At 72.2% G+C, this 25,583-nt stretch carries 27 protein-coding genes; 10 read left to right on the top strand and 17 right to left on the bottom strand.

Going from position 1 to position 25,583, the window contains the following annotated elements; genetic code table 11:
- Positions 1 to 25 precede the first annotated feature (25 nt).
- Positions 26 to 1,171, bottom strand: a complete 1,146-nt coding sequence (locus ACPPVO_RS41580; RefSeq protein ID WP_426504073.1) for a low temperature requirement protein A — start codon at positions 1,169 to 1,171, stop codon at positions 26 to 28.
- Positions 1,172 to 1,244: 73 nt separating this feature from the next.
- Between ACPPVO_RS41580 and ACPPVO_RS41585 the strand changes: the two genes are divergently transcribed.
- Entirely contained in the window at positions 1,245 to 2,267 is a 1,023-nt protein-coding gene (locus ACPPVO_RS41585; protein ID WP_426504074.1) for a TMEM175 family protein, read from the top strand.
- Between the two features lie 111 nt (positions 2,268 to 2,378).
- Here the strand turns inward: ACPPVO_RS41585 and ACPPVO_RS41590 are convergent, their stop codons facing one another.
- The 9 genes from ACPPVO_RS41590 to ACPPVO_RS41630 form a co-directional block, all read right to left on the bottom strand.
- On the bottom strand, positions 2,379 to 4,784 hold the full coding sequence (locus ACPPVO_RS41590) for a glycoside hydrolase family 2 protein (RefSeq protein WP_426504075.1): 2,406 nt from the start codon (positions 4,782 to 4,784) through the stop codon (positions 2,379 to 2,381).
- 79 nt (positions 4,785 to 4,863) lie between these two features.
- Positions 4,864 to 5,922: a LacI family DNA-binding transcriptional regulator gene (locus ACPPVO_RS41595; protein WP_426504077.1), complete on the bottom strand. Its 1,059-nt coding sequence runs from the start codon at positions 5,920 to 5,922 to the stop codon at positions 4,864 to 4,866.
- Positions 5,923 to 5,942: 20 nt separating this feature from the next.
- Complete coding sequence (locus ACPPVO_RS41600; RefSeq protein WP_426504078.1) at positions 5,943 to 6,752, bottom strand: carbohydrate ABC transporter permease; 810 nt, start codon at positions 6,750 to 6,752, stop codon at positions 5,943 to 5,945.
- Entirely contained in the window at positions 6,749 to 7,609 is an 861-nt protein-coding gene (locus tag ACPPVO_RS41605) for a carbohydrate ABC transporter permease (protein WP_426504079.1), read from the bottom strand. The genes ACPPVO_RS41600 and ACPPVO_RS41605 overlap by 4 nt, the downstream gene beginning before the upstream one ends.
- Entirely contained in the window at positions 7,606 to 8,889 is a 1,284-nt protein-coding gene (locus ACPPVO_RS41610) for an ABC transporter substrate-binding protein (RefSeq protein ID WP_426504080.1), read from the bottom strand. Before ACPPVO_RS41610 ends, ACPPVO_RS41605 begins: the two co-directional genes overlap by 4 nt.
- A gap of 8 nt (positions 8,890 to 8,897) precedes the next feature.
- A complete protein-coding gene (locus tag ACPPVO_RS41615; RefSeq protein WP_426504081.1) occupies positions 8,898 to 10,970 on the bottom strand; it encodes a cellulase family glycosylhydrolase in 2,073 nt (690 codons plus the stop codon).
- Positions 10,971 to 11,186: 216 nt separating this feature from the next.
- Positions 11,187 to 11,408, bottom strand: coding sequence for a hypothetical protein (locus tag ACPPVO_RS41620; RefSeq protein WP_426504082.1), 222 nt, complete (start codon positions 11,406 to 11,408; stop codon positions 11,187 to 11,189).
- An 87-nt stretch (positions 11,409 to 11,495) separates the two neighbouring features.
- Positions 11,496 to 12,044: a hypothetical protein gene (locus ACPPVO_RS41625; RefSeq protein ID WP_426504083.1), complete on the bottom strand. Its 549-nt coding sequence runs from the start codon at positions 12,042 to 12,044 to the stop codon at positions 11,496 to 11,498.
- A gap of 72 nt (positions 12,045 to 12,116) precedes the next feature.
- Positions 12,117 to 12,485, bottom strand: coding sequence for a VOC family protein (locus ACPPVO_RS41630; protein WP_426504084.1), 369 nt, complete (start codon positions 12,483 to 12,485; stop codon positions 12,117 to 12,119).
- Positions 12,486 to 12,548: 63 nt separating this feature from the next.
- On the opposite strand from ACPPVO_RS41630, the gene ACPPVO_RS41635 reads away from it, so the two are divergent.
- Positions 12,549 to 13,007 carry a MarR family winged helix-turn-helix transcriptional regulator gene (locus ACPPVO_RS41635; RefSeq protein WP_426504085.1) on the top strand — a complete coding sequence of 153 codons (459 nt, stop codon included), beginning with the start codon at positions 12,549 to 12,551 and terminating at the stop codon, positions 13,005 to 13,007.
- Positions 13,008 to 13,021: 14 nt separating this feature from the next.
- On the opposite strand, the gene ACPPVO_RS41640 is transcribed toward ACPPVO_RS41635, so the two are convergent.
- On the bottom strand, positions 13,022 to 13,957 hold the full coding sequence (locus tag ACPPVO_RS41640) for a cyclase family protein (protein WP_426504086.1): 936 nt from the start codon (positions 13,955 to 13,957) through the stop codon (positions 13,022 to 13,024).
- Positions 13,958 to 14,150: 193 nt separating this feature from the next.
- Between ACPPVO_RS41640 and ACPPVO_RS41645 the strand changes: the two genes are divergently transcribed.
- The 4 genes from ACPPVO_RS41645 to fdxA all read left to right on the top strand — a co-directional run bounded on the left by ACPPVO_RS41645 (position 14,151) and on the right by fdxA (position 17,975).
- Positions 14,151 to 14,894: a DUF72 domain-containing protein gene (locus tag ACPPVO_RS41645; RefSeq protein ID WP_426504087.1), complete on the top strand. Its 744-nt coding sequence runs from the start codon at positions 14,151 to 14,153 to the stop codon at positions 14,892 to 14,894.
- A 90-nt stretch (positions 14,895 to 14,984) separates the two neighbouring features.
- Positions 14,985 to 16,022 carry a hypothetical protein gene (locus ACPPVO_RS41650; RefSeq protein ID WP_426504088.1) on the top strand — a complete coding sequence of 346 codons (1,038 nt, stop codon included), beginning with the start codon at positions 14,985 to 14,987 and terminating at the stop codon, positions 16,020 to 16,022.
- A 750-nt stretch (positions 16,023 to 16,772) separates the two neighbouring features.
- A complete protein-coding gene (locus tag ACPPVO_RS41655) occupies positions 16,773 to 17,621 on the top strand; it encodes an SDR family oxidoreductase (RefSeq protein WP_426504089.1) in 849 nt (282 codons plus the stop codon).
- A 60-nt stretch (positions 17,622 to 17,681) separates the two neighbouring features.
- Positions 17,682 to 17,975 carry a ferredoxin gene (gene fdxA / locus ACPPVO_RS41660; RefSeq protein WP_426504090.1) on the top strand — a complete coding sequence of 98 codons (294 nt, stop codon included), beginning with the start codon at positions 17,682 to 17,684 and terminating at the stop codon, positions 17,973 to 17,975.
- On the opposite strand, the gene soxR is transcribed toward fdxA, so the two are convergent.
- From soxR to ACPPVO_RS41680, 4 genes are all read right to left on the bottom strand, one after another.
- Positions 17,908 to 18,363, bottom strand: coding sequence for a redox-sensitive transcriptional activator SoxR (gene soxR, locus ACPPVO_RS41665; protein WP_426504091.1), 456 nt, complete (start codon positions 18,361 to 18,363; stop codon positions 17,908 to 17,910). The genes fdxA and soxR overlap by 68 nt on opposite strands.
- A 33-nt stretch (positions 18,364 to 18,396) precedes the next feature.
- Positions 18,397 to 18,780 (bottom strand): VOC family protein, encoded by a 384-nt coding sequence (locus ACPPVO_RS41670; protein ID WP_426504092.1) that lies wholly within the window; start codon positions 18,778 to 18,780, stop codon positions 18,397 to 18,399.
- A complete protein-coding gene (locus ACPPVO_RS41675) occupies positions 18,777 to 19,274 on the bottom strand; it encodes a hypothetical protein (RefSeq protein WP_426504093.1) in 498 nt (165 codons plus the stop codon). Before ACPPVO_RS41675 ends, ACPPVO_RS41670 begins: the two co-directional genes overlap by 4 nt.
- Before the next feature lie 197 nt (positions 19,275 to 19,471).
- A complete protein-coding gene (locus ACPPVO_RS41680; RefSeq protein WP_426504094.1) occupies positions 19,472 to 20,089 on the bottom strand; it encodes an L-threonylcarbamoyladenylate synthase in 618 nt (205 codons plus the stop codon).
- A 28-nt stretch (positions 20,090 to 20,117) separates the two neighbouring features.
- On the opposite strand from ACPPVO_RS41680, the gene ACPPVO_RS41685 reads away from it, so the two are divergent.
- Positions 20,118 to 20,471, top strand: coding sequence for a nuclear transport factor 2 family protein (locus tag ACPPVO_RS41685; RefSeq protein WP_426504095.1), 354 nt, complete (start codon positions 20,118 to 20,120; stop codon positions 20,469 to 20,471).
- Positions 20,472 to 20,475: 4 nt separating this feature from the next.
- Here ACPPVO_RS41685 and ACPPVO_RS41690 read toward each other — a convergent pair whose 3' ends face one another.
- A complete protein-coding gene (locus ACPPVO_RS41690; protein ID WP_426504096.1) occupies positions 20,476 to 21,333 on the bottom strand; it encodes a hypothetical protein in 858 nt (285 codons plus the stop codon).
- A gap of 221 nt (positions 21,334 to 21,554) precedes the next feature.
- Entirely contained in the window at positions 21,555 to 22,412 is an 858-nt protein-coding gene (locus ACPPVO_RS41695) for an NAD(P)H-binding protein (RefSeq protein WP_426504097.1), read from the bottom strand.
- Positions 22,413 to 22,514: 102 nt separating this feature from the next.
- Here ACPPVO_RS41695 and ACPPVO_RS41700 point away from each other — a divergent pair, with 102 nt between their 5' ends.
- From ACPPVO_RS41700 to ACPPVO_RS41710, 3 genes are read left to right on the top strand one after another with little or no spacing between them, the layout of a single operon-like run.
- Entirely contained in the window at positions 22,515 to 23,051 is a 537-nt protein-coding gene (locus ACPPVO_RS41700) for a TetR/AcrR family transcriptional regulator (RefSeq protein WP_426504098.1), read from the top strand.
- On the top strand, positions 23,048 to 24,202 hold the full coding sequence (locus ACPPVO_RS41705; protein WP_426504099.1) for a PLP-dependent aminotransferase family protein: 1,155 nt from the start codon (positions 23,048 to 23,050) through the stop codon (positions 24,200 to 24,202). The genes ACPPVO_RS41700 and ACPPVO_RS41705 overlap by 4 nt, the downstream gene beginning before the upstream one ends.
- A gap of 30 nt (positions 24,203 to 24,232) precedes the next feature.
- A complete protein-coding gene (locus tag ACPPVO_RS41710) occupies positions 24,233 to 25,519 on the top strand; it encodes a DUF2252 domain-containing protein (protein WP_426504100.1) in 1,287 nt (428 codons plus the stop codon).
- Positions 25,520 to 25,583 lie beyond the last annotated feature (64 nt).

Raw genomic sequence — 25,583 nt, forward strand, 5'->3', positions numbered from 1 at the left:
CTGCGCGGGCGACATCTGACCGGTCTCATTGCGCCCGGTGGGCCAGCCGGGTCCGCCAGCCGATGCGGTCGTTGCGCGACAGTTCGACGGCGTTCAGGGCCGCGACGATCAGGGCCAGCAACGCCACCGACGCGATCGACGGCAGGTGCGGCACGACCGGCAGCGCGGCGAGGACCGCCGCGGCCGCGGTCAGGCGCGTGATCGAGACTAGGCGGAACATCGCCCAGCGCGTCAGGCCGAAGGTCGCCAGGTACAGCGCCGCGCCGCCGTACAGCAGGCCGGTCGCGGGCCAGGACAGGTGGTGGCGCGGGTCGGCCACCGCCTCGTGCAGGCCCACGGAGACGGTGATGACGGCCCCGATGAACAGCAGGTGCCCGTAGGACAGCACGATCCGGGCGATGTCCAGCTGTACGGCGGCGGTCGCGAGCGCGTGCCGCACGGCGTCGGCGGCGAAGTGGAAGTACACCCACCACAGTCCGGCCGAGACCGCGAACGCCAGGGCGACCGTCACGCCGTCGAGGACGGTGACGTCGTCGGGCACCGACGCGACGATCGCCACGACCGACTCGCCCAGGGCGATCAGCACGAAGAGTCCGAACCGCTCCGCGAGGTGCCCCGCGTCGAGGTGCAGGCCCAGCAGCCGCCGGCGCAGCAGGCTGGGGCTCGCGAGGTCGAGCAGCGCCGCGACCGCCCACACGAGGGTGCGCCAGTCACCCGGCAGCAGGGCCCCGAGCACCAGCAGCGGACCGGTCGCGAAGATGCTCACCGTGTACGGGTTGAGCGGCACCCCGTCGCGCAGGCGGCTCAGGCCTCGCCAGCCCAGCACGATGCGCCCGGCCCAGTACGCCGCCGCGAAGAGCAGGCCGCGGTCGCCGTACGCGCTGTTCAGCGCGAGCGCCATGAAGATCCCGGCCAGCGCGACGCCGAAGACGCGCAGCCGCATCGCCGGTCTCGACACGTCGTCGCGGTTCGTGACGATGGCGGCACCGACCCAGGTCCAGTAGATCGGCACGAACGCCACGGCCGCGCGCAGCAGCCCGGGCCAGTCGTGGTCCGACGCGACAAGTGCCGCCACCTTCGTCACGGCCACGACGAAGACGAGATCGAAGAACAACTCGGCCCAGCTGACCCGCTTCTCGTCGTCGACCTGGGGCGCCCCCGCCTCACTCATGCGGTCGAGTGTGCCCGATCATCGATGCGCCCGCCGCGGCGCGGTCGCGATCATCGTGTGGGACGCTCTGCGCATGACGTCAACAGATGCCGCAGCGCCGGCCGGCGAGGACGTGGCCGGCGAGGCGGCCGGGGTCGTGGCCGGCGAGGCGGCCGGGGTCGTGGCCGGCGAGGCGGCCGGGGTCGTGGCCGGCGAGGCGGCCGGGGTCGTGGCCGGCGAGGCGGCCGGGGTCGTGGCCGGCGAGGCGGCCGGGGTCGTGGCCGGCGAGGCGGCCGGGGTCGTGGCCGGCGAGGCGGCCGGGGTCGTGGCCGGCGAGGCGGCCGGGGTCGTGGCCGGCGAGGCGGCCGGGGTCGTGGCCGGCGAGGCGGCCGGGGTCGTGGCCGGCGAGGCGGCCGGGGTCGTGGCCGGCGAGGCGGCCGGGGTCGTGGCCGGCGAGGCGGCCGGGGTCGTGGCCGGCGAGGCGGCCGGGGTCGTGGCGCGGGCGGTCGCGGCGGAGCGGCTGACGTTCTTCGCCGATGCCGTGATCGCGATCGCCATCACGCTGCTCGCGCTCGAGTTGCCGGTGCCCGAGGGCACCACGAACCGGGCGCTGCTGCACGCCGCGGCCGAGCACCGGGACGAGTACGTGGCCTTCCTCATCAGTTTCGCCGTCATCGGGGCGCACTGGAGCGGTCACCACCGGGTGTTCCGCTGGGTCGAGACGCTCGGCGGGCGGCTGGTCTCGCTCACGCTGCGCTGGCTGCTGCTGCTCGTCGTGACGCCGTACGCGACCCGGGTCCTCAACGGCGAGGGGGCGTTCGAGACGCGGTTCGTGTTCTACGCCTCGGTGCAGGCGCTCACCGGCGTGCTGTTCGCGGTGATGGTGCGCGAGGTCCGGCGGCACGGGCTGCACCGGCCGGGCATGCCCCGGTCGATCTTCGGGCACGCGTACCTCAACGGGCTGTCGATCTCCGCCGGGTTCCTGGTGTCGATTCCGCTCGCGTTCGTGACCCACTACGCGTACGTGTGCTGGATCGTCGTGCCCGCCCTCGGGCGCATCGCCGGGCTGGTGCGGCGCGTGCGCCCGGCGCGGGGCCGGGCCGCGCCGGAGGACTGACGTGGCCGGCCCGGCCGGGCGGTGTATGCCGGGCGGCATACGCGGGGCGGCGCCCCGATCTGTCGGCGTGGGGCCGGGCCTGAGCTCCCGCCGGTTCGCTGAGCCGGCGCGCTACCCCACGAGGTCGTTCGCGGTGCGCAGGACCGGCGCGGACGACCACACCGCGGGGTCCGCGACCGCGGTGCCGCGCACGTGGAAGGTCGCGGACTCGCCCGGGAGCAGGGTCAGCAGCGCCCGGTCGACCGTGGCGGCCGGGTCGACGCGGTCCGGGAACACGGTCACGTCGCGGGCCAGCGCGTGCGCCGTCACGTGGACGTCGACGCCGTCCGGGGAAGCGGTGACCTGCACGTCCAGCGCCGCGCGCGGGTAGGCCAGGTCCACGTCCTCCGCGAAGAACCACAGGGCGCGCTCGCCGTCGGCGTCGGCCACCAGCAGCTCCGCGGCCGGGGACTCCGGCGTGGTGAGCTCCGGCGGCAGCGGTACCGTCGCCGCGCCTCCGCCCGGCACGTCCACGGCGAGCGTGAGCTTCGCGCGCGGGGACCCGTCGAAGGCGAGCCGGCGCACCTCCACCGTCGTGCGCCACGGGTGCGGGGTGTCGTTCACGGCGACGATCGCCGGAGCGCCGTCGCGGGGCTGGATGGTGACCAGGCGCTCGGAGTACACCCGCCGAAGGGCGAACCAGAGCGGCTTGCGGCGGCCGTCGCCGTCGATCGCCGACCACGACGTGACCGGCCAGTTGTCGTTGAGCTGCCACACGATCGCGCCGGTGCACAGCGGCTTGAGCGAGCGGAAGTGCTCGATGCCGAACGCGATCGCGCGGGCCTGGTTGAGCTGGGTCGCCCAGTGCCAGCCGTCGAACGTCGCGGGCGCCGGGAAGTGGCCTTCGAGGCCGCGGGCCAGCTTCTCGTTGCCGCCGATCGCCTTCTGGTGGTGGGCGACGCCGGGCGACTGCGGGGTGAGCGGCTCGTCGGAGACCGCGCGGCGCAGGGTCGCGAAGGCGGGCGGGGCCTGGAAGCCGAACTCGGCGACGAACCGCGGCCGGTAGTCGGCGTAGTGGCGGTAGTCGTGCGTGTTCCAGACGTCCCAGATGTGCATGGTGCCGTGCGCGGGGTCGTTCGGGTGGATGGAGGCGTCGCCGGAGTAGGGGCTGCCGGGCCAGTACGGCCGGGTCGGGTCGAGCTCGTGCACGATGGCCGGCAGCACGCGCAGGTAGTAGCCCTCGCCCCAGGTGCGGCCCTCCAGCTCGGCCGGCCAGCCCCAGTCGTGGAAGCCCCAGATGTTCTCGTTGTTGCCGACCCACATGACCAGGCTCGGGTGCGGCATGAGCCGGACGACCTGCTCGCGCGCCTCGGCCGCGACCTCGCTCGCGAGCGGCTCCTCCTCCGGGTACGCGGAGCACGCGAACGGGAAGTCCTGCCCGACCAGCAGCCCGCGCTCGTCGGCCAGCTCGTAGAAGTCCTCGCTCTCGTACCGCCCGCCGCCCCACACGCGCAGGTAGTTCACGCCCGCGGCGACGGCCTGGTCGATGCGCTCGGCGTAGCGCTCGCGGCCGACCCGGGTGACGAACGCGTCGTCGGGGATCCAGTTGACGCCGCGCACGAACACCGGCTCGCCGTTGACGCGCAGCACGAACCGGGAGCCGTCGGCGTCGGCGGCGGTGTCGAGCTCGACCGTGCGGAAGCCGATCCGCCGGGACCAGACCTCGTCGCCCAGCTCGACGCGCAGGTCGTGCAGCCGGGCCGGGCCGTACCCGCGCGGCCACCACAGCTCGGCGTCCGGCACCTCGAGCACGACGGAGGCCTCGGTCGCACCCGCGGGCACCTCGACGGCCGCCTCGACCCCGCCGACCGCGGCCCGCAGCAGCACGGGCGCGTCGGCGGTGCGCTCGAGGTCGACGAGGACCTCGACGCGGCCCGTGGTGCCCTCGACGGTGACGACGGGCCGGACCCGAGCGAGGCGGGCGGTGGACCAGGCGTGCAGGCCGATCGGCTGCCAGATGCCGGCGGTGACGACGGTCGGGCCCCAGTCCCAGCCGAAGTTGCAGGCCATCTTGCGGATGTACTGAAACGGTTCAGGGTAGGCGTTCGGCCGGGCCCCGAGCGTGTCGCGGACGCGCTCGGCGTAGTCGTAGGCGGAGTCGAACCGCACGGTGAGCTCGTTGCCGTCGGGCCGGAGCACGCCGGTGACGTCGAAGCGGTAGCCCCGGTGCTGGTTCGCGGTCCGCCCGAGCTCGACCCCGTTGAGGGTCACGGTGGCGACGGTGTCGAGCCCCTCGGCGACCAGGTCGACCCGCTCGCCGGCGATGCCGGCGAACACGGTGAAGTACTCCCACGCGGTACGCCCGATCCAGTGCAGCCGCTCCTCGTTGTCGTCGAGGAACGGGTCGGGGATCGCGCCCGCCGCGAGCAGGTCGGTGTGCACGCAGCCGGGCACCGTCGCGGGGAACGGGCCCCCGGCGGGCGCCTCGGTGGCGGCGCGGACCGTCCAGCCGGTGTGCAGCGGACGCAGGACGGACATGGCAGGCTCCCGACTGAACCGGATAAGTTCTGGTTTGTGAACCCTAAGTGGGCCTTCTGAGCAGTGTCAACTGAAGCGGTTAGCGTGCGCGGGGCGGCCGGGTGGACTGCCGGGCGGTAAGCGTGCCGGGGGGTAACGTCAGCCGGGTCTCGCCGCCGCCGCCGATCGCGGTCAGCAGGGCGCGCGCGGTCAGCTCGGCCTGCAGCGCGGGCACCTGCACCACCGCGGTGATCTCGGGCACCGTGATCTGGCACAGGTCGGAGTCGTCCCAGGCGACGACCGAGAAGTCGCCGGGCACGGTCAGGCCCATCTCGTGGGCGACCTTCAGCGAGGCCGCGGCCATGACGTCGTTGTCGAAGACCAGCGCGGTCGGCGGCTCGGCGAGGCTCAGCAGCTCGCGGGTCGCGCGCATGCCGTCGGCGGCGCTGTAGTTGGTGTACACGGCCCGGTACTCGATGTCGCCGGCCGTCGCCGCGGCGGCCGAGTAGGCGGCGTCGCGCTGGACGGTGTGCAGCAGCTCGCGGGGGCCGGCGACGCGGAAGATCGTGCGGTGCCGCAGCGCCCGCAGGTAGTTGACGATGCCCAGCGCGGTGCCGGCGGTGTCGGCGTCGACGGAGCTCAGCCCGGCCAGGTCGAAGCCGTCGAGGTCGGAGTCGCCGCCGCCGATGACCGCGGCCGGCAGCCCGATGTCGCGCAGGGCGGCCGGGCGCGGGTCGCCGTGGCGCAGGTCGGTCATGATGACGCCGTCGACGTGGCGGCCGGCGTACCAGCGGCGGTACACGTCGATCGTCTCGGCGAAGTCGTCGACCAGGTGCAGTACCAGCGCCACGTCGTTGCGGTTGAGCTCGGCCTCGACGCCGCTGAGCATCTGGGTGAAGAACGAGTCGACCACCATCACCCGGGGCGGGCGGACCAGCACCATGCCGACGGCGTTGGCCCGGGCGGTGCCCAGCGAGCGGGCCGCGATGTTCGGCGCCCAGCCGAGCTCGCGGGCGGCGGCCAGCACGCGGGCGCGGGTCTGCTCGGAGACCCCGGGGCGGCCGTTGAGCGCGTAGGACACGGCCGCCTCGGACACGCCGGCGTGCACCGCGACCTGCCGGATCGTGACCCGTCCCTGCTGCTCACCGGATGCTGTCATCGTTTCGGCACCCTACACGTTCACTTCGTCGCTCCGGCGGTGAAGCCGTTGTAGATGAACCGCTGCAGCGCGAGGAAGACGGCGAGCGTGGGGATGATGACGAGGATGACACCGGCCGAGATGACCTCCCACTGGGCGCCGAACGGGCCCTTGAAGCGGAACAGCGACGTGGAGATGACGCCGAGGTCCTGCGAGGGCATGTACAGGAACGGGATGTAGAACTCGTTGTAGATGGCGATGCCCTTGATGATGACCACGGTGGCGATCGCGGGCTTGAGCAGCGGCAGGATGATCCGCCGGTAGATGGTGAACGGGCCCGCGCCCTCCAGCGCCGCGGCCTCGTCCAGCTCGGTCGGCACGCCCCGCAGGAACTGCTGGAAGATGTAGATGGAGATGATGTCGGTGCCCAGGAACAGCGCGATCGCCGACCAGCGGGTGTCGTACAGCTGCAGGGTGTCGACCACCTTGAACGTCGCCACCTGGGTCGTCACGCCCGGCACCAGGGTCGCCAGCAGGAACAGCGCGATGACCAGCGGGCGCAGCCGGAACTCGAACCGGTCGATGGCGTAGGCGGCCATCGACCCGATGAGCACCGTGCCGGCCAGCGACACCAGGAGGATGATCGAGGTGTTGACGAAGCCGCGCAGCATGTGGCCGTCGTTGAACGCGACCGCGTAGTTGTGCAGGTTGAACCAGTTGTGCGGCGGGTCGAACGGGCCGGTGGTGGCGAACTCCTGGTGGGTCTTCAGGGAGGCCAGCACCAGCACCAGAGGCGGCAGCAGTACCACCAGTGAGGCCCCCACCAGCGAGAGGTGTTTGAGCAGCCTCATGACAGCGTGACCTTCTCCTCCGGGGCGACACGTCGCTGCAACCACGTCACGAGCAGAATGATGACCAGCAGCACGACCGCCATCGCCGAGGCCAGCCCGAACTTGTAGTACTTGAACGCCATGTTGACGGTCTGGATGACGAACGTCTCGCTCTCGTTCGCGCCGCCGGTCATGATGAAGGGAATCTCGAAGACGGACAGCGAGCCCGAGATCGCCAGGATGAACGACAGCCCGACGACGGGGCGGATGCCGGGCAGGATGATGTACCGGAACTGCGCCCACCGCCCGGCCCCGTCGAGCTCCGCGGCCTCGTACAGCTGCGGCGGTATCGACTGGATGGCGCCCAGGAACAGCACGAAGTTCAGCCCGAGGTACCGCCAGACCGACGTGCCGGCGAGGGAGTAGTTCACCACGTCGGGGTCGCCCAGCCACTGCTGGCGCAGATCGCCGAGGCCGACCGAGCCCAGCGCCGAGTCCAGCGTGCCGCCCGGCTGGAAGAAGAACAGGAAGATCATGCCGATGGCGACGCCGTTGATGAGATACGGGAAGAAGATGAATCCCTTGTAGACGTTGCGGAACAGGGTGCTGAAGCTGAGCACGACCGCGAAGTACAACGCCAGCACGATCTGTACCACTGACGCGCCGATGTAGTACAGGCTCACCTTCAACACGCCGAACAGCTCCGGGCGGGTGAAGATCTCGACGTAGTTGCCCAGCCCCACGAACTCCTTCGTGGGGCTGAGCCCGTCCCAGTCAGTGACGCTGTACCAGAACATGTTCACCACCGGGATGTAGGTGAACACGATCAGGAAGAGCAGCGGCACCGCCAGGAACGCGTACGGGGTGGCACGTCTCATTTGAGCTTGGCCCGGGCCTGGGACCACTTCTTGTTCAGGTCGGCGAAGATCTGGTCCTTGGACTCGTTCTTCGCCCCGCGGGCGGCGTCGACGATGACCTGGCGATACTTGCCGTCGTACAGCGCGACCTCGGCCGAGTTGCCGATCTTGTCGGCGAGGCCCTCCTTGCCCGCCGGCGCCGGGTTGAGCTCGATCATCTCGGTCTTGGCCGCGGTCAGGTCGGCCAGCGTCGAGGGCATCGCCGCGCTCTTGAGCGGGGCGACGCCGCCCTGGTCGATGGCGTAGTTCGACTCGTCGGCGAACCAGTCGACCCACGCCCGCGCGGTCGCCTTGTTCTTCGAGTTGACGTTGATGGCGTTCATGTAGTCGGGGCCGATCACCGAGTAGAACTTGCCGTTCGCCTGGTGCGGGAACGGCCAGTACCCGATGTCGTCCTTGCTCGTCGCGGCCTGCTGCATCTGCACGATCGCCCAGGAGCCGAGCATCATCGTGGCGATCTTGCCGGTGCCGAGCAGGCCCTTGGACTGCTCCCAGTTCGTGGTGGTCGGGTCGGGCTCGGTGTACCCGCCCTTGACCGCGTCGTAGAGCAGCGAGTCGAGGATGTAGTGCTCCTTGCCGGCGGCCCACGGCGCGTCGTCGTCGCCGAGCTTGGTCGCGGCGTCCGCGTCGCCGCTGATGGCCCCGCGTGCGCCCTCCCACTGCCCGAGCGGCCAGCCGTCCTTGTAGTTGGTGTACAGCGGGATCGCCTGGGTCTTCTCCTTGATGGCCTTGAGCGCGGCCAGGAACTCCTCGGACGTCTTCGGCGGCTCGGTGATGCCGGCCTGGGCCCAGATCTTCTTGTTGAGCACGTATCCCTGGGCGTTGCCGGTGATCGCCAGCCCGTACGACTTGCCGTCGAAGTTGTTCTTGGTACGCACGAAGCGGTACTTGTTCTGCAGCTCGTCGACCGTGCCGAGCGGCTCGAAGAACGACTTGAGCTGGTCGGCGTTGACGGAGTTGGGGATGAGCAGCACGTCGCCGTAGTTCTTGGTGTTCATCCGGACCCGGACTTCGCCCTCGTAGTCCGTGATGGCCTCGAACTTGACGGTCGTGCCCGGGTACTTCGCCTCGAACTTCTTCTTGTAGTCCTGGAAGACCGTGTTGACGATGTCGGTGCGCTGGGTCAGCACCGTGATCTCGCCGGCGATCTTGCCCGAGTCGGCGGCCTTGTCGTCGCCGCAGGCCACGAGGCCGCCCAGCGCGAGACCCAACGCCACGAATGCAGTGAGTGATCGGTTCATCGCGACTCCTATTCGGCGCGGAGATTGTCGATGTCGTAGGTCCCGCCGCCGCTGATCCACACGTAGATCACGCGCACGTCGGCCAGCGCCGTCGCGTCGCACGACATGGCGGTCGTGAGGTCGATCGCGACCGTGGTGGTCATGTCCGGGTTCACCCAGCCGAAGCTGGACTGGCACCAGGTCCACGCGTCACCGGTCTGCACCGCGATGCTGGTCGAGGTGCCGGCGCTCGAAGTGCGGATGTCGTACTTCAGCGCCGCCTTGCCGGACAGGTCGAGCGGCGCCGGCAGCGGGGCGATGCCGAACCAGCCGCCGTCGGCCGCGGTCACCCGCAGTCCGGACGCGCCCTGGGGGTGGAAGTCGCCGGTCTGGGCGACGGTGCCCGCGTTGGTCTGCCAACTGCCGGGCGCGAAGCCGTCGGTACCGTCCTCGAAGCCGGCAATGAGCAGCGGGTCGCCCGGGCGGGGCCGGACGGTGACCTCGATGCGGGCGGCGTTGGAGGTGCGGCCGGCCTCGTCGCGGATCGTGTACGTGGTCGACGCCTTGCCCTGGAACCCCGGTGCGGGCACGAACGTGACCACGCCGGCGTTCACGCTGAAGGTTCCTCCGGTGGTGGTGCTCGCCGCGAGCTGGATGGTGCTCGGCTTGACGCGCGTGCGGTAGGCGATGTCGTTCGCCGCCGGCTGCAGGGTCACCGGCTCGTCCCGCAGCGTCTGGACGGCATCGTCGTCGGCGACGGGCGGGCGGGAGCGGTAGCCATGGCGCAGCTCGTCGCCGGCGTTGGCGATCGTGGTGCAGACGGGGCTCGGGCAGTACACCGTGAACCCGTCGTAATCGGGGTAGTTCGTGCCGTCGTCCTGCACGCCGGAAAGGATCCAGTAGAGGAACCCGTCGATGCCGTCGCGCACGGCCTCGTCGGTCCACGCCTTGTAGACGGTGTTGCGCGCGGCAATGCCGGCGCCGGCCGACTGCGCCCCGCCCGACGAGGCCTGTGTCGCCTGACGGTCCTTGAAGCCGAACTCGCCGAGCATCACCGGCTTGTGCACCCGCTGGGCGATCTGCACGTGGGTGCGGATCCACTGGGTGCCCCAGGCGGCGTCCTTGCCCCAGCCGTCCGGGTACAGGTGGAAGGAGGCCAGGTCGACGCCGGGCAGCGCGGCGAGCGCGGCCGAGTCGACGCCGTCGGCGCAGTTGACGGTCCAGTCGCTGCTGGTACGGTCGGTGCACAGGAAGCCCTCGTCGCCGACGCCGACCAGGTGGTGCGGGTCGACGCCGTGGATGAGCCGGGTCATCTCGTCGGCCCAGGTCACGAGCGTCCGATCGGTGCAGTTCGCCGAGCGGGGCAGCTGCCCGGAGCCGCCGCAGCGGGGCTCGTTGGCCAGCTCCCACGCCATGACGGTGGGGTCGTCCTTGTACTTGACGCCGGTGAGCGCGTTCGTGCGGTTGAGCACGTGCGTGACCCAGTCGGCGTACCAGCCGCGGATCACCGGGTCGGTGTAGAAGTCGTCGTGGTACTGCCCGCCGTGCCATTTGACGTACTGGTCCATGCCGCCGAAGTCGCTCCAGTTGTTCGTGAGCGGGATGACCAGGCGGAGGCCCTTGTCGTGGGCGGCCTGGAGCACGTAGTCGAGCCGGCCGAGCCCGTCGGGCCCGTCGTTGGCGACCGGCTTGGTGCCGTCGAAGGACAGGAACGACACGCCGTTCTGCCCCGACTCCATGAAGCCCCAGGTGCGCAGGACGTTGAACCCGGCGCCGGCGGCGTCGCCGAGCACGTCGTCGGTCATGGTCCGCGACTGGTAGTGCAGGTAGTAGTTGTTCGACCCGGCGAAGCGGAACGTCTTGCCGTCGAGCCGCAGGTCGTCCCCTTGCCGCGTGACGAACCCGCTGCCGCTCTTGTCCGTCTGCTCAGCCGCGGGTGCGGTTCCCGTGGCCTGCCCCGCGGCGGATGCGGTTGCCGTGGCCTGCTCCGCCGCGGATGCGGTTCCCGTGGCCTGCTCCGCCGCGGATGCGGTTCCCGCGGCGGCGACGAGCGCGACCGCGGTGAGCGCGGTCAGGGCCCTCGCGAGCACTCTGGTGTACATCGGTGGCCAACCTTTCCGTGGGAGGGCGGGCGCCCACGCCGTGCAACGTAGTCAGCACCGTGCATGCGTCAACGAGCCCGCGACCGCTCCGCTGTTCAGCCGGGGGATCACCCCGAAACTTTCAACGAGGGGCCGCGCGATTAAGCGGTTAACCAGAGCCGACGATACGATCAGAGCAGATGGCAGTCAAGAAGACCTATGCCGTGGTTAGCCGCTTCAGTAGCCGGGCCCGGCGGGCTCAGCGCACCGCCGGCGTCCACCTCGGAAAGTCCGGCGGGGCCCGGCCGGCGGGTTGCCCGACACATCGATCCAGGTCAGGGCGGTGAGGTCGCGCAGCGACGCCGGCAGCTCGGTGAGCTGGTCGCCGCGCAGGTTCAGGCCGGCCAGAACGGCGAAGCCGGCCGATCTGTTCCGGCCGCTCGGCGAGCCGGCGACCACATCCGCCCCCTGGTCGCCCCCGACCGGCCGGCGACCCCATCCGTCACCGGCCGCTCCGACCTGCGCGCTCGCGGCGGCGGACCTCGGTCAGCCCAGGCGTTCGGCCTCGTCCTGGATGGCCCGCCCGAGCTCCGCCTGCGCGGCCCGCAGCTCATCGTCGTCGAGCTCCCCCGCCTCGTGGCGGAGTTTCAAGCGCACGATCGCCTCGAGGAGCCGGGCGGCGCGTCCGGCGTCGGCGGCCTCCCCCGCGGCGCCGGGGATCGGGTCGCCCATGATGGCCGCGGCGATGGCGGCCACGTAGGCGGCGGCGTCACTGCCGACGAGCACGGCGGTACCGTCCCGCAGACCGGCCCGGGCGGCGGTCAGCCCGGCCGCGTCGTGGCTGTCGCTGACGGTGCCGCCGGCGTGGCCGAGCTTGAGGCGGGCGAGCTGCTCGAGCCATTCGCCGGTGAGACGCTCGCCGTCCGAGGCCGTCGCCTCGGCGGTGACGTCCGCCGGTCGCGGGCCGGCCGGCGCCGCGTGGGCGGCCTCCATCCGGCGCTCGGCGATCGCCTGGTCCGCGTGGGCGGCCTTCATCCGGCGCTCGGCGATCGCCTGGTCCTGCCCGTCCTGCTCCTGCCGCAGGAGTCGCGACACACCACCAACCTACGCGCGCCCCGCCACCGCGGCGATCATCGATGCGGACGGTCGTCCGATGGCGTCGGCCGGTCAGGCGCGGTCGTGGAGCGTGATCTGGTAGCCGTCGGGGTCGGCGAAGGTGAAGGTCCGGCCGAAGGGACCGTCGATCGGTGCGGAGACGATGGTGTGACCGTCGGCGGCGAGAGCGTCGTGGATGGCCTGGACGTCGGTGGCGTGGAGCCAGATCGCGGCGCCGATGCCGGGCTGGGCAACGGATGCGAGATCGGTGCCGGGAACGACGTCGCGGAGTGCGAACGCGATCGGCTTCGTCTCGAAGACCACGGCGTGCGGAGGTCCGGCCGGCGAGCGGACGAGGCCGAGGTACCGCTCGTAGAACGCCTGCGAGGCGACGAGGTCGCGCGCCTGGAGCGAGATGAAGTCGGGGCCGGTGGCGGGCATGGTGATGCTCCTTCGGTTCGTGTCAGCTTCCTGACACGAACCACTGTATGTCAGAATGCTGACATGAGTCTAGAGGGTGCTGGCGTCGACCTGGAGAAATCGCTGGGCTACCTGCTGAAGGAGGCGTCGAGCGTCCTGCGCGCGGCCATGGAGGAGGTGCTGCGGCCGCTCGGGATGAGCGTGACGCACTACGCCTGCCTCGAGCTGCTGGCCCAGCGGCCGGGCTTGTCGAACTCCGAGCTCGCGCGGGGCGCGTTCGTGACCCGGCAGTCGATGAACGTGCTGCTCCAGGCCCTGGAGCGAGACGGCTACGTGACCAGGCCGGCGGAGGCGCCCGTCGGGAAGGTGCTGCCCACGCGGCTCACCCCGCGCGGCCGGCGGAGCCTCGACAAGGCGACCGTGGCGGTCCGGTCCGTCGAGGTCAGGATGCTGGCCGGGCTGAGCGAGACCGAGCGGTCGAACGCGTTCCGGATCCTGCGCAGCATGATCCATTCCCTGCGCGACGGCGACGGCGGTGCATAGCCCGCGAGGCGCGGTCAGAATGTGGCGATCGGATTGACCGGGCTGCCCGAGGTACCGGCGAAACGAACCGGGGCGACCGCGAGCTGGAAGTCCCATTGCCCGAGCTCGGCCGCCGTCGTCGCGCACGCCTCCAGGTCGCAGTTGTCGAGCAGCCACAGGCCCATCGCGACGAGGCCCACGGCATGAACCGGCATCAGCACGTCCTCGTACCCGGACGGCTGCACGTCCTGGGGCGTGTCGGCGCCGATCAGCGCGACCTGCCGCTCGTGCAGCCACGGCAGGCAGGACGCGTGCCAGCCGGCCTGGGTGAAGCCGCCGGCCGGACCGGACTCGTGCCGGGCGCGGCCGTTGCCGGTCCGCAGCAGTACCGCATCGCCGGGCCCCACCCGGACCCCCTGACGACGCTCGGCCGCCTCGAGATCGCCGGGAAACACACCCTCACCCGGCTCCAGCCACGGCACATCGCGGACCCCCGCGACGTCGAGCAGGACACCGCGCGTGACGATTCCGTTCGCGGCCGCCGTGACGGCCCCCCACGCCGATCCCGTCGCCGCGTCGACCAGCGAGTGTGACCGCCCGTTGTACATCAGGCCGTTCCAGAAGATGTGGCACGGCGAGTCGACGTGGGTGATCGTGTTGCCGTGGAACGTGAGGCCGAGCCGCTCCGTCGAAAAGCCCCAGCTCCGATCGTTGCGGAACCCGGCCGCCGGCATGTTCTCGGCCCCCGGCATGTCGGCGGCGCACGGGCACGTCGTCGTCGACCGCTCCAGCTCGTCCGGTACGGCGACCTCCCACGCGCACGACACGCTCCGGCCGTGGCGCACGGCCCGCGCCGCCGCCAGCCGGACCTCGTCGGTGATGTGGTTCAGCGTCCCGCGCTCGTCGTCGTCGCCCCACCGGCCCCAGTTCGACAGCGTGTCGAAGTACCCGCGCACGTCGTCCTGTGTCATCCCAGCACCGACTCCTCCGGTCACGCGGTTCGAGGCACCGCGGGTAAGCCCCGACCGTACCGATGCTCGCGGCCGCGCCCGAGGAGGGGCCCGGCCGGACTCCTCATCCGGGGCTCGCGCCGATGAGGAGTCAAGGGTCCATGGTCGCCGCCGCCGATGTGATTCCCCCGGGTTCCGCGGGTATGCACCGCGCATGACGTCGGTGAAGGTGGGCCTGTGCGGAGCCGGCATGGCGCTGACGTCCTACGCGCAACGCTTCCGGGTGCTGGAGGTACAACAGACGTTCTATCAGCCGCCCCGCGAGGCCACGCTGCGACGATGGCGGGCCAGCGTTCCACCGGCGTTCGAGTTCACCATCAAGGCGTGGCAGTTGATCACCCACGAGGCGAGAAGCTCGACGTACCGGCGGCTGCGCACACCGCTGAGCGCCGAGGAACGCACCGAGGTCGGCGGTTTCCGGTGGACGCCCGTCGTCGCGAGGGCCTGGGACACCACGCTCAGCTGCGCCGCGATCCTGGAAGCCACGGCGATCCTGCTCCAGTGCCCGGCGAGCTTCCGGCCGACCGAGCCGGCCATTGCGCGGTTGCGCGAGTTCCTGTCCAGGGCGCCCCGGCCGGCCGGTGTCCGGCTGTTGTGGGAGCCGCGCGGCCCCTGGCCGGACGAGCTGGTCCGGGGCCTGTGCGAGGAGCTGGACCTGACCCACGCCGCCGACCCGTTCCTGCGCCCCAGCTTGACGCCGCTGGCCTACTACCGGCTGCACGGCATCACCGGCGCCCGGCACGTGTACACGGATGCTGAACTGACCCGGCTGGCCGACACCGTCGGCGCGGGCCCGGCGTACGTGATGTTCAACAACCTCCCCCGCGCCGACGACGCCTGGCGGTTCAGCCGGCTGGTGCCCCCGGACGCGGGCCCGGTCGACGCCGACCTCGGTTGACCCGGCGCTGCCACGTTGGCTTCGCAGCTGTCGAGTAGCGTGCCGGCAATGGGGATGCGCGGTGCCGCTCGGGCCGTAGCCATCGGGTCGATGCTGACGTTGCTCGCCGGGTGCGGAGGCAGCGACCAGGGCCCGGTGACGGCGGCGGGTTGGACGTCGGACGGCGATGTGGTGCTGGTGCGCGACGCCTACGACGAGCCGGCCGTGTTGTGGACCGGGCATCGCGGCGGCCGTCTGCACGGGGCGTCGCTCAGCGGCGTGTGCTACGGCGCGACGGTGAGGTCCATCTTCACGTTGACCGCGCCGAAGATTGGGCTCGCCGTGTCCTGCGGCGGGAACGACCCGCGCCTGGCATTCGTGTCCTTCGACCCGGCCACCGGTCAGGCCCAGCCCCTCGCGGCGGTGTCGAACGTCAACCTGCCGCTGCAGTCGGACTACGGTGGCGGTACCTGGTCCGAGCCCGATGGTTCCGCCTTTGTCGGGTACACCACGCTGGGCTGCGCAGGCGTGGGAACACTGACCGGTGCGGCGGTACATCCGCTCGATATCGGCATCGCGCTGCCCGGCGGCCCCATACAGCTCGCGGACGCCCTGCCGGAGGCCGGCGGAGCGGGCTGCACGGCCCACGCGCTGGCCCAGGCCCCGTCCCTGTCGCCGCACGGCCGGTACCGCGCGTTCTTCATGCATGTCTGTGCAACGCCGTGCAACGGCCCGATGCCCGACGCACGGCCGGGACCGGCCGCCATCGACGGCATCTGGCCGGTCGTGGTGCAGGACCGCGTCAACGGCACGGTCACCGTGTCCGACGCACAGTTGCCGCGCACGGCGGCGCGGCCACGTCTCCGGCCGGACTGCACGGGATACCCGACCGAGCGGGCAGCAGCGCTCACGGCGATGTGCAGCATCATGCTGAGAGTTCGTCGGTCATTCCCTGGAGAGGCTGGTGACGAGGGTCCGAAGCCAGGGCTGCCTGAGCGCGGGAGCGCGGCCGACAGCTCGGGCGACAGCATGTCGGCCGGCCCGGCTGCGACCGTGTGCGACAAGTGCCGCCGCCTCGGCGAGAGCGTGCCGGGTTTGCTCGTCCCGATCGGGCCCTGGAGCCTCGGCCGTCCAGCGGTCCGGCCGTAGCGAGCGGGTCAGCTTCACCTGGCGATCCCCGAAGTACGACCAGACCTGCGGCGCCAGGGACACGTTGGCCACCGCCTCGGCCGGCAGCCTCCGCGTCCACGCGGCGTGCTGCTGCCACCGGTAGGTGTTCGGACTGGTCTTGCGCCGGGCCGTGACCCCGACGAAGCGCAGCTTGCGCCGGATGACCGGCCACGGCTCGCGCTCCTCATCGATCCAGTCGCGAACCAGCGTGAACAGGTCGGTGAACGTCGCACCGCCGTGGACCACGTCGACGAAGGCCGCCGGCCGGTCCCGGCGGGCCAGCGCATACGGTGTCAGCCCGACCGCCTCCAGGAACCGGCGCGCCTGGGCCACCTCCCGTCGTCGTCGTGCCGGGCGTGACCAGGGAGGCCCTGGAGGCCGCCGTGACCGCCATGGCCCGGCACGACTTCGACGAGTTCGGACGGTAACCGCGGCCGAACTGCGGTGATGGCTGGGCCCGGCGGTTCGCGCTCCTCGCGGCCCGGGAAGCCGTCAGCGAGGTGGCCCGCCGCGAAGCGCCGGGCGAACCGGTGCGCCGCGAAGCGCCGGGCGAACCGGTGCGCCGCGAAGCGCCGGGCGAACCGGTGCGCCGCGAAGCGCCGGGCGAACCGGTGCGAATGAGGTCGCCGGGGTGATTCGAGGTCCGGCCGGATAACGGGATCGGGGGCAGGGTAACGCGGCGGTCGAGCGTGATGGCAGCGGCGCTGAGCAGCAGACTGGGGGACTGAAGTGACAAAGGTACTGATCACGGGATGCGGCACCGGTTTCGGCCATGAGGTGGCGATGCGGCTGGCGGAGAAAGGCTTCGACGTCATCGCCTCCGTGGAGATCTGGGCTCAGGTGCAGACCTTGAAGCGCCAGGCCGCGCAGCGCGGAGTGAACCTGCAGGTGGAGAAGCTCGACGTCACCGATGACGCGGATCGCCGGAAGGCCTTGGCGTGGGGCGTCGAGGTGCTGGTCAACAACGCCGGCGTCGGTGAGGGCGGCTCGACGCTCGACATCCCGGCCGCGAACATCCGCCGGGAGTTCGAGGTGAACGTCACCGGGCCGCTGCTGCTGACCCAGGGCATCGCCAAGCAGATGGTCAAGCGCGGAAAGGGACGTATCGTGTGGGTCTCCTCCCGGGAAGGGCTCAACGTCAATCCCTTCACCGGCATCTATGCGGCGTCCAAGCACGCGGTGGAGGCCATCGCCGAGACCATGGCGATGGAGCTGCAGGAGTTCGGCGTCGAGGTCGCCACGGTCAACCCCGGACCGTTCCTGACCGGCTTCAACGACCGGATGTTCCAGACCTGGCAGAGTTGGGAGGACGACCCCTCCGAGCGGCTCTTCGACTACTCGAAACTGGCCTTCCCCCGCGCACAGTTCGACCCCGAGCCGGTGTACGCCACGATGACCGCCGTCGCGGCCGGCGAGGTGGACACCTACCGCAACCTGGAGCCGGCGTCGATGATCGACGAGACCAGGAGCCTGCAGCAGGTGCCGTGGGATCGGAAGACCACGGACGGCCTGGGTACCCGCCCGAGGCAACTCCAGGCCTCCTACGACATGGAACCCGAGACCCTGATCGCTGTGTAGCGAACCGGCGGCACGAGCGGGCTTGCGCTCAAGTGTGGTTGAGCTCCTAGCCTCCGCGGCATGACCTTTGTGATCGCGGCGCCCTGTGTGGACGTGTTGGACAAGGCCTGTCTCGACGAGTGCCCGATCGACTGCATCCACGAGGGTGACCGGATGCTCTACATCCACCCCGGCGAGTGCATCGACTGCGGCGCCTGTGAACAGGTCTGTCCCGTCGAAGCCATCTTCTACGAGGATGACCTTCCCGCGGAGTTCCGCGAATACACCGCCGTCAACGCCGCGTTCTTCAAAGAGCCGAATCCTGCAGGCGTACCGGGCCCTGCCCCCGCGTTCGAAGGCGATCGTCGGGGTTGAGCAGGTCGCAGGGGCGCATCGACAGGCAGCCGCAGCCGATGCACGCGATGAGCTGGCGTTCGAGGTTCATGATGTACCGCCGCCGGTTTTCCAGTTCCTGCTTCCAGATTCTCGACACCCGCACCCAGTCGCGGTGGCTCGGGGGTTCGTCGGCCGGCAGGGTGGTGAAGATCTCCGCCACGCCGGCCAGGGGGATGCCGAGCCGCCGGGCCGCGAGGATGAGGGAGATGCGGCGCAGCATGTGCCGCCGGTACAGCCGCTGGTTGCCGCCGTTGCGCTCGGCCGTGATGAGCCCCTCCGCCTCGTAGAAGCGCAGGGCGGACGGGGCCACGCCGGTGCGGGCGGTGACCTCGCGGACGGTGAGCAGGTCTTGCGGCTCCGGGGACACCCGTGGACCGTAAAACCTCAACCTAGGTTGAGCTCAAGACCACCGGCGCAGCGGTGAGCGGTCGCCCACGGACCATTTGTGGCCGTACGGGTCCGTGAAGCCGCCCTGGCGGTGGGTCCCCCAGGGCACGCGCCGGTCCTCGATCGGCGGTCCGGCGACGGCGCCCGCGGCCACGGCGCGCTCGACGAAGTGGTCGGGATCGTCGGTGAACACCTCGACCCGGGTGCTCGAGACGCCGGCCGGGTTGTCGGGATCGGCCTGGTGGAGGAAGAAGGCGGCGCCGCCGATGTCGAGGCCGGCGACGCCGCCGCGGTTCCAGAGCTCGGTCGCGCCCAGTGCGGTCCTGTACCAGGAGACCGCACCGTCCGCGTCCGGGACGATCAGCATCACCGAGATCACCGGCGGTTCGTCAGTCATGCCCTCAGCATGCCGGAAGACGCCGGGTCGGCAACGTCGTACCGGTTCGTCCCGCGGTGCCAGTTCAGGACGCCGGCGAGCCAGGCCTGCAGCTTGGCCCGGGTCGTGCGGCTGCGCTGGGACGCGGCCACCGGTGTCTCCGCGGTCGGCACCGAGCCGGTGCCCGGGCTGCCGGGCAGCTCGGCGTACGGCGGGATCGCGGTCCTCGCCGACGGCTCGATCGCCGCCGTGTTCAATCGGGCGTCGGGCCCGGGCGCCGGGCCGGGCACCGGCCGAAAACCCATGACCGGCGGCCTGTACCGCATCAGCGGCGGCCACGCCGAGCAGCTCGCCGACCTCGGCCCGGTGACGTCGTCCGACGCGGCGACGTGCCCGGTGCCGGCGAAGGTGCAGGCGCGGACGGCACCGCCGGTGACAACGCCGGCGGCCGTCGCCCCGCCGCGGTCGCCGGCGCCGGCCAGACCGGCCCGGCCGCCGGCGAAAGCCCCGGTCAAGGCGCCGCCGGCGAGCACTTCGCCCGCGCCGGTGCCGTCCGGGCACCGTCTCCCGGAGCCGGTGGTGATGGCGGCAGCCGAGGCCCGGCACCGCCTCCTGCCGGTTGGTGGTGGCGTAGCAGATGTCGTCGGAGCCGGGCCCGCGCAGCCGCGGGAACCGGGCCCGCGTTTTCCGCGCTTTGCAGCCGTCGGGTTCGTTACTCGAAACGGGCGGGGTCGCCGGCGCCCACGCGCAGGATCTCCGGCTCGTCCTCGGAGAGGTCCACGACCGTGGTCGGCTCGGTGCCGCACTCGCCGTCGACGACCGCGTCGACCTGGTGGTCGAGGGCTTCCTTGATCTCCCAGCCCTGGGTCATCGGCTCGGTCTCGCCGGGCAGCAGCAGCGTGCTGGAGACCAGCGGCTCGCCGAGCTCGGCCAGCAGCGCCTGGGTGACCGTGTGCTGCGGGATGCGCACGCCGACGGTGCGCTTCTTGGGGTGCAGCAGCCGGCGGGGCACCTCGGGGCTGGCCGGTAGGATGAACGTGTAGCTGCCCGGGGTGGCCGCCTTGACCAGCCGGAACACCGAGTTGGGGATCTGCACGAACTGGCCCAGCTGGGCGAAGTCGCGGCACATGAGCGTGAAGTGGTGCCGGTCGTCGAGCCGGCGGATCTCCCGGATGCGGGTCAGGCCGGGGCGGCTGCCGAGCTGGCAGCCCAGCGCGTAGCAGGAGTCGGTCGGGTAGGCGAGCAGCCCGTCGTCGCGCAGCAGCGCCACGATCTGCTGGAGCAGCCGCGGCTGCGGGTTGTCCGGGTGCACGTCGAAGTACCTCGCCACGGCTCCAGCCTACGTGTAGGAATAGCGCATGACGGATCTGGAGGCCGTGACCGGGTGGGTCGAGGGCTATGTGCGGGCGTGGACCGGCAACGACCCGGCCGGGATCGGCGAGCTCTTCGCCGAGGACGCGGCGTACTACACGGCGCCGTTCGCCGAGCCGTGGCGGGGCCGGGACGCGATCGTGGCCGAGTGGCTGGCGCACAAGGACGCGCCCGGCGACTGGTCGTTCACCTGGTTCCCGGTGACGGTGGGGCCGGACCTGAGCGTCGTGCAGGGCGTGACGGCGTACGCGACGGTGACGTACAGCAACCTCTGGCTCATCCGCCTGGACACCGTGGGCCGGTGCCGCGAGTTCACCGAGTGGTGGATGGAGCAGACGTAATCGCTCAGAACGGCAGCAGCTCGTCGCGGGCGGGCGGGTTCAGCCGGCGCCACACCACGAGCACGAACCCGGCCAGCAGCGCGAGCATCACCACGCGCAGCGACACGAACATGATCGCGGTGTGGTTGACGGCCAGGGCGTCCTCCACGAACGCGAGCCGCTCGGCCGGGCGCGCCTCGGTGCGGGCGGCCTCGGCGAAGAGGTACACGACCAGCGGGATGAGGGCCAGGCGCCAGCCCAGGTACGTCCAGTGCCGCAGCACGCTGCGCCGGTCCCGCCCGAGCCGGTCGGCGACCCGCCCGACGACGCCGAACCACACCGCGAACAGCAGCAGCGTCACCCACAGCGCGATGCCGACCGCCGAGCCGACCCGGTCGACGAGGGCGAACACGGCCTGGGCGCCGGGGTCGCGCAGGGAGTGCTCGTCGAAGGCGTACAGCCGCAGGACCGCGTCCTCGCGGCGCAGGACGAGCACGTCGACGACGAGCAGCACGATGTGCACGGCGGTGACGGTGAGGAAGATCCAGGTGAACGCCCGCAGGGCCACCGGCGGGTGGTCGTCGATGACCTCGTCGTCGTCCTCGTCGCGGTCGTAGCGTTCGTCGTGCCCGGCGCGCTCCTCGCGTTCCAGGGGCGGGAACGGGTCGGGCAGGCCGGGAAGGTCGGAGAGGTCCGGCTCGTCCCGCGACTGCTCGGGGATCCGGGCCGTGGGCTCGACCCGCCCGGGCAGCCGGTCGGGCCAGCGGGCGGCGCCGTCGCCCTCGCCGACGAGGGCGGCCACGAACTCCGCGGACGGCACGCCGCCGTGCCGGATGCAGAGGTATCGACCGTTGGTGTCGTGCCCGGGGGCACCACACGTCACGCAAACCATCGGCACAAGCTCCGCAGCCTAGTCGCCGCGATCGCCGGGCGGGTGCCCCGGATCGGCCGAACCACCCGGCTGTTCGGCTCGGATTCACCGCGCTGACCTCCGTATTTCACCCCCGGATCCACTCGCCGCAGCGCGGCGCTCACCCAGCGCTCACCCGCCCGCGACCTGCCGCTCTTCACCCCGCCGCGCCCGCCTCCGGGCCCTTCTCGCGTTCAGCCTCCGGCGGCCTCGGCCACGGCGGCCCGCGCCCCGGCCGGGCGGCGGCCCAGCAGCGTCTCCAGGTCGCGCGTCGGCGTGCCGGCCCAGCCGGTGCGGATGCAGGCGTAGAGGGCGAGCAGCTGCTCGGCGACCGGCGGCGGCCATCCGGCGGCCACCCACCGCGCACGGAACTCGTCCTCGGCCTCGGGCCGGTAGGCGATCCCCGGCCCGGCCAGCTCGGCGAGCTCGTCCCAGCCGATCGCGTCGGGGCCGGTCAGCTCGTACGTGCGCCCGTCGTGCCCATCGCCGCCGGCCAGGACGCGCGCGGTCGCCTCGGCCAGGTCGGCGGTCCGGGCCACGGCCAGGCGCGCCCGGCCGGCCGGCGCGGTGAGCACCCCGTCGCGGCGGGCCGCGAGCACGTCGCGGGCCAGCGCGGCGGGCAGCCCGTGGCCGGCCCGCACGATGGTCCACGCGACCGGCAGCGCGCGCACCGCCCGCTCGGTCCCGGCGAAGTCGGCGGTGGAGGCCAGGGTGCTGCGCCCGATGTCGGGCCAGCTGGTGACCACGACCCGCCGGGCCCCCGCGGCGACGGCGGCCGCGACCGCCCCCTGCAGCTGCGGGCCCCGCACCTCGGGGGCGGCGCCGTAGTAGGTGCCGTTGACGAGCACGGTGGCCGCGTCCCGGAAGGCGCCGGGCAGGGTCCCGGGCCGGCCGAAGTCGCCGTGGCGCACCGCGACCCCGCGCTCGCGCAGCGCGCCGGCCGCGTCGGGCGCGCGCACGCTCACGGCGACCTCGCCGGGCGGCACGAGGTCGAGCAGCCGCTCGGCGACGAGGCGGCCGAAGGGCCCGTTGGCGCCGGTCACGATAATCATGGGGTTCCCTCCCGGAGGGGAAGACGAGAACCGGGGCAGCCGCCCCGCTTATGCCGGAAACGATAGCGGGGCGATCGCCCCGTTTCAAGGGGTGGTACCGCGATGCCTCGTGCCGACGCCGTACGCAACCGCCAGCGCGTCCTGTCCGCCGCGCGCGCCGCGTTCGCCGAGGAGGGGCCGGGCGTGAGCCTCGACGACGTCGCCCGCCGCGCCGGGGTCGGCGCGGGCACCGTGCACCGCCACTTCCCGACGAAGGACGCCCTGTTCGCGGCGGTGATCGCGGACCGGCTCGCGGAGCTCGCCGAGGTCGGCGCGGGCCTGGCCGGCGCGCCCGACCCGGGCCTGGCCTTCGCCGGGTTCTTCCGCCGCCTGGCTGCCGAGGCCGCGCAGAACCTGGCCCTGTCGGCCGCCCTGACCGACCCGGGCGAGGTGATCATGGACGCGGGCCGCGACCTGGAGGCGGCGATCGCGGTCCTGCTGCGCCGGGCCCAGGAGTCCGGGGCCGTGCGCGCGGACGTGACCACGGCCGAGCTGCACGCGATCATCGCCGGCGCGGTGGTCATGGAGCAGCGCCTGCCGGAGGCGTCCAAGGGCCGCGGCCTGCAGGTGCTCGTCGACGGCCTCCGCGCCCGGTCATGAGCCCGGTGTACCCCGTCACCCAGTACGTCCCCCGCCCGGGCGTGCTCGACCTCGGCTGGGGCCACCCGCGCCCGGACCTGCTCCCGGTCGAGGCGTGGCTGGACGCGACCCGCGCCGCTCTGGCCGAGCACGGCTGGCAGGCGCTGACCTACGGCGCCTCCCCCGGCCCCGGGCCGCTGCTCGAGTGGCTCGCCGGGCACCTCACCACCGTCGACGGGCCGTGCCGGGAGGACGAGCTCTTCGTCACCGGCGGCGCGTCCCAGGCCCTGGCGCTGGCCGGTGCGGTCCTGATCCGGCCGGGCGACGTCGTGCTCGTCGACGCGCCCACGTACCACCTCGCCTTCGCCGTCCTGCGCGACCTCGGCGCGACCCTGGTGAGCGTGCCCGCCGACGCCGAGGGCCCCGACCCGGAGGCGACCGCGGCGCTGGCCGGGCGGCTGCGGCGCGCCGGGCGGCGGGTGTCCGCGCTGTACCTCGTGCCGACCTTCGGCAACCCGACCGGCCGCAGCCTGCCCGCCCGGCGCCGCGACGACCTGCTCGCCGCGGCCCGGCGCGCCGCCGTCACCGTCATCGAGGACGACACCTACCGGGAGCTCGCCTACGACGGCGCCGCGCCCGCGTCGCTGTGGAGCCGCGGCGGCGGCGAGGGCGTCGTGCGGCTCGGCTCGTTCGCCAAGACGGTCGCGCCCGGGGTACGCCTCGGCTGGCTCACCGCCGACCGCGCCACGGTGGCGGCGGTCGCGGCGCGGGGCTGGGTCAACAGCGGCGGCGGCGTGAACCACACCAACGCCCTGGCCATGGCCGCGTTCGGGCGCTCCGGGGCGTACGCGCGGCACACCGGGCACCTGCGCGGCGAGTACCGCCGCCAGCGCAACGCCCTCGCCGGGGCGCTGCGGGCCGCGGCCCCCGCTCTCGACGTGGCCGTCCCGCACGGCGGCTGGTTCCTGTGGGCCGGGCTGCCGGCCGGGCTGACCGCGGACGCGCTGCTGCCGGTGGCCGAGCGCCACGGCGTCTCGTTCGTGCCCGGCCCGCAGTTCCACTGCGACGGCGCCGGCGGGGCCGGGCACGTCCGGCTGTCGTACTCGATGCTGCCCCCCGTGGAGCTGGCCGAGGCCGCCCGAAGGCTCGGCGCGGCGCTGAACCGCGTGTAGGACCGTGCGCGGGCTCTATATCGTCGGACGATGGATCGTGCCGACGCCCTCACCGACGTGTTCGTGGCCGAGTTCGGGGAGCTCATGTCCCTGGACCCGGCCGCCTTCCGCCGCAAGTTCCGCAAGATGGCCGCCTCGCCGTTCGCCTTCTACCGCGGCAGCGCGTGCGTGTTCTACGCCGACGTGCACGGCATCCGCGACGACTTCCTCGACGCGCGCACCTCGCGGGTCTGGATCCACGGGGACCTGCACGCGGAGAACTTCGGCACGTACATGAACGCCGCGGGCGTGCTCGTGTTCAACGTCAACGACTTCGACGAGGCGTACGTGGGGCCCTTCACCTGGGACCTCAAGCGCTTCGCGGCGAGCGTGGCGCTCATCGGGTACGAGAAGGCGCTCTCCGACACGGTCATCGGCGAGCTCGTGGCCGGCTACGCGGCGGCCTACGTGACGGAGCTGCGCGGGATCGCCGGCGGCGGCGCGATCGGCTCGCTGACCCTCGACACGACCGACGGGGTGCTCCACGACGTCCTGCAGCGGGCCCGGCTGCGTACCCGCGTGGCGCTGCTGGACACGCAGACGGTCGTCGAGGACTACGACCGGCGCTTCATGATGGCCGACGGGGTATATGCCGTCGAGGACGCGCTGCGCGAGGAGGTGCTGGCCGCGTTCGCCGAGTACCTGCCGACGATGCCGTCGTGGGACACGTCGCGGCCGGAGCAGTACACCATCAAGGATGTGGTGCTGCGCAAGGGCGTCGGCATCGGCTCGGCCGGCCTGCCCAGCTACAACCTGCTGCTGGAGGGGCACACGCAGGCGCTGGAGAACGACGTGATCCTGTACATGAAGCAGGGCCAGACGCCGGCCGTGTCGCGCTTCATCCCCGACCCGCGGGTGCGGGAGTACTTCCGCCACCAGGGCCACCGCACCAGCGAGTCGCAGCGGGCCCTGCAGGCGCATGCCGACGCGTGGGCCGGGCACACGGTGCTGCGCGGCGTCGGGCAGATGGTCGCCGAGGTGTCGCCCTACGCGACCGACCTCGACTGGAGCGACGTCAACGAGCTCGCCCAGCTGCGCAGCGTCATCGCGTACCTGGGCCGCGCGACCGCCCGCATGCACTCGGTCGCCGACGACGAGTCCGCGCACGACCTCGTCGACTTCTCCACCGAGGACGCGATCGTCGCCGCCGTCGACCGCGACGAGGCCGGGTTCACGGCCGCGCTCGTCGAGTTCGCGCACGAGTACGGCGACGTGGCGCGCCGCGACCACCAGATCTTCGTGGACCTGTTCCGGAACGGAAAATTTCCGCTCCAGTAGTTGTCCGATCGGCGGGTCCCCGTTCGTCACTCGGGTGTCTCGATCGTCATTTGGAGGAAAAGGC

Source organism: Dactylosporangium sp. McL0621 (genome assembly GCF_049995355.1).
GTDB lineage: Bacteria > Actinomycetota > Actinomycetes > Mycobacteriales > Micromonosporaceae > Dactylosporangium.